This window comes from Falsiroseomonas oryzae, assembly GCF_027856955.1.
Lineage (GTDB): Bacteria > Pseudomonadota > Alphaproteobacteria > Acetobacterales > Acetobacteraceae > Falsiroseomonas > Falsiroseomonas oryzae.
In genome coordinates, this window is the sequence record NZ_JAPSMD010000527.1 from 1 (window position 1) to 3262 (window position 3262).

Here is a 3262-nt window from a genome sequence, read left to right on the forward strand (position 1 = left end):
CGCGCTGGCGAGATCGGCTTCCGCGCTGCGCAACGCGAGCGCCAGGTCCGCGGTGTCGAGCCGCGCCAGCACCTGGCCCTCGGCGACCGTGCCGCCCACCTCGACAAGTCGTTCGGCGATGCGGCCGCCGGTGCGGAAGCCGACATCCACCTCGCGCCGGGCGCGGACGATGCCGGTGTAGGCGGCGGCAGTCTCGGCGGGGGCGAGGACGACCTCGGCGACCTGGACGGGGCGCGGCGCCGGGGCGGGGGTGGCCTGGGCGGCCGGGCCCTCGGCGCGGCAGGCCGCCAGGACGGGCAGGATCAGCAGGGAAGCGGCGGCACGACGCGTGGGGAAACGGGGCATGGAGGGGACCTCCGGCGGTTCGGAGACCCCATAATGGACGATGACTGATGAAAGTCAATAATCGTCAGTCGACACTCGTCAGGGCCGGAGGCCCCGGAGGATGAGGCCGATCATCGCCTCCAGGTCGGCAGCGAGTTCCTCCTCCGTGGTGTTCCGGCCGACGCATTCGGCGATCAGGCTCGGATGCATGAAGGCCAGCACCGCCTGCTTGATCGACTTCGCGGTCTGCTCGGCGTCCATCTTCGCGAAGGCGCCGCTCGCCATGCCATCCATCAGGATGTGGCGGATCGCGGTGACGCAGGCATGGATGAAGCGCTCCACCACGCCCCAATGCTCGGCCATGGCGGCGGTCACCATGTCGTGCAGGCGCCGTTCGGTGAAGAACAGCGAGAGATGGCGGCGGTGCAGGGTGCGCAGCAGGTCGGCCAGGCGCTGCTCCGGCGGGGCGTCGCCGCGGGCGACCTGCCACAGCTCGGCCTCCACGCCGCCCAGCATGCGCGCCGCGATCGCCTCGTTGATCGCGCTTTTCGAGGCGAAGAAGCGGTAGACATTGGCGGGCGACATGCCGAGTTCGCGCGCGATGTCGGCCACTGCCGTCTTCTGGTAGCCCATGGCCCGGAACAGCCGCTCCGCCGTGTCCTCGATCCGGCGGCGCGTGTCCTCGGCCGGGGTGGGCCGGCGCGGGCCAGCTTCGGCGGTTGCGCTCATGATCGCTGATATATTCCTTCATCCGTCAGGATGCCAGGGTCATCGGCGCGGTGCCCGCGGGACCCGCCGGCCTGCGGCGCCGTGCCACCATGCGCAGATCGACGGCGCCCCCGCCACCGGGATCGGGCGAGGGCGTCCATCAACCGCAGGTCGCGTCAGCTGAGCGTCACGCCGAACAGCGTGCGGTACATGACCCGGTAGATGTCGGTGTTGTCGATGGTGCCGGAGACAAGGTTGCTGTTCAGCCCGACGGCGCGCGCCAGCACGCCGCCGGCGGCATCGTCGGCGGTCGCCCAGGTGATGGCGAAGGGATGCCGCGTGCCGTTGCGGTCCGGCGCGCTCATGAAGGCCATTCCCCTGCTGCCGCCCTGGCCGTCCCAGGGCGCGCCGTTGTTGTCGCGCTCCGGCAGGGCCTGGCCTTCGCGGATGCGCCGGCGGTCGGTCAGGCCGGGGCCGAGCAGCTGCATCCCGCCGGCGTCGGAATCAGACGTCATCAGCATCAGCGTGCGCGGATTGGCCTGCACGTAGCGCGCGAAGACGCCCACCGCCTCGTCGGCGCGCCGGCCGGCCTCGAGCTGGCCGGCGGCGTTGTTGGCATTGGCGAAGTTGTCCGTCCCTTCCTCCTCCGCCACCAGCAGGAAGCCCTGCGGCGCGCGGGAGAGGATGCGCAGCGCGGCCTCCGCCATCTCCGCGATGGAGGGTGCGTTCGGCGCGTAGAGCGGCAGGTTGCCCTGCGCCAGCGTCTCCTCCGGCCGGTCGTTGAAGGTGTGGCGCTCGGCGAAGATGCCCCAGACGCGCGTGGCGGTGGGCGGCAGGTTCAGCAGCTCCTCGCGCGTGAAGACCACCGTGTAGCCCTTGTCGCGCAGTTCCTGCACCAGGTTGCGGCTGTCGCCGCGCACGCCTTCGCCGTGGCGGCCGCGCACGCCGCGCGGCAGGTAGTAGCGCTCGCCGCCGGCCATGTGCACCTGGATGCCGCTCTCCACCAGCATCTGGGTGATGAAGTCGTAGTTGCTGCGCCGCTGCGCGGAGGCGATGAAGCAGGCGGTTCCCGGCTCCTCGACCGAGCCGGAATTCACTAGGCCGACCCACTTGCCGCGGGCCAGCGCCTCATGCGCGATCGAGCCCTCGCCGCCGCTGAGCGGGCGGATGCGCTGGCCCTCATGCATGGCGAAGGCGTTGCCGTTGACCTTCACGCCATAGGCATGGGTGGTGGCGCCCGCGTTGCTGGTGCTGGCCAGCCCGTCCTGCATGTGGCCGAGATAGACCGCCATGGCCGGCAGCCGGTCCCAGTTGAGGCGCCCATCCGGGCCGACCGTGTGCATGCGCACCGCGCCCCAGTGGTTCAGGCCCATGCCGTCGGGGTGGAAGAAGATCACGTTGCCGGTCTGCGCGCCGGCGGCCGGCTGCGGCGCCGCGCGCTGCGCCTGGACGCGGCTGAACGGCGACAGGGCCAGGCCGCCGAGCGCGGCCAGGCCGGTGAGCAGCGTGCGACGCATGCGGAGATCCCCCCTGGGCCAGTGGCAAATCAGCAGCATGGCGCCGAGGCGCTGTCCAGCCGCTGCGCCGGCCCGGGCTCAGCCGAAGGCGCCGACCTCATGCGCGATCGCCGCGGAGCATTCCCGCAGGAGCGCGAACAGATGGCCCATCGGGCTGAACAGCGCGTCATGCTCGCGCGCATAGCTTGCCCCCGCGCGGGACGGGGCGGGCTCGTGGAAATCCAGCCCGGCCGAAGCGTCCGGGGCGGCCGGGAAGACCTCCGCCAGCAGTGCCAGCGCGCGCTCCACGTCCAGCTGCAGGATGCCGCGCAGCAGCGCCTCCCGCGTCGCGCCGTGGCGCGGGCTGAATTCCGGCACGCGCACGGCCAGCAGCCAGATGCGCTGCAGCAGCGCCAGCCGCAGCGCATGCAGCAGCACCAGCCGGTCGGGCATGCGCGGCAGGTCAGGCCAGGCGGCGCGCAGTGCCAGCTGGTCGGCCTGCAGGCGGCGATACATGCGTCGCACCACGGCGGAGATGTCGAGCCGCTCCAGCGCGGCGGCCACCGCCATCAGCTCCTCGCGCCGGCCGGGGCGGCTGGTGGCGCCGGCGCGGTCCAGCCAGGGGCCGGGGTCCAGCGTGTCCACCGCGGCGCGCAGCACGCCGATGTCTGAACAGGCCGCGGCGTGGGAGGCCATGGCCAGCGCGCGGGCGAAGCGCGGGCTGCGGGCGCGCA

At 72.5% G+C, this 3262-nt stretch carries 2 protein-coding genes and 2 pseudogenes; all 4 read right to left on the bottom strand.

What is annotated here, in order from left to right; translation table 11 throughout:
* Positions 1-345 (bottom strand): annotated as a pseudogene (locus tag OZN99_RS28250) (efflux RND transporter periplasmic adaptor subunit); the annotation flags it as partial.
* 78 nt (positions 346-423) lie between these two features.
* Positions 424-1053, bottom strand: a complete 630-nt coding sequence (locus OZN99_RS28255) for a TetR/AcrR family transcriptional regulator (protein ID WP_270938553.1) — start codon at positions 1051-1053, stop codon at positions 424-426.
* Positions 1054-1208: 155 nt separating this feature from the next.
* Positions 1209-2549 (bottom strand): alkaline phosphatase, encoded by a 1341-nt coding sequence (locus OZN99_RS28260; RefSeq protein WP_270938554.1) that lies wholly within the window; start codon positions 2547-2549, stop codon positions 1209-1211.
* Positions 2550-2627: 78 nt separating this feature from the next.
* Positions 2628-3262: pseudogene (locus tag OZN99_RS28265) on the bottom strand (phosphoenolpyruvate carboxylase); the annotation flags it as partial.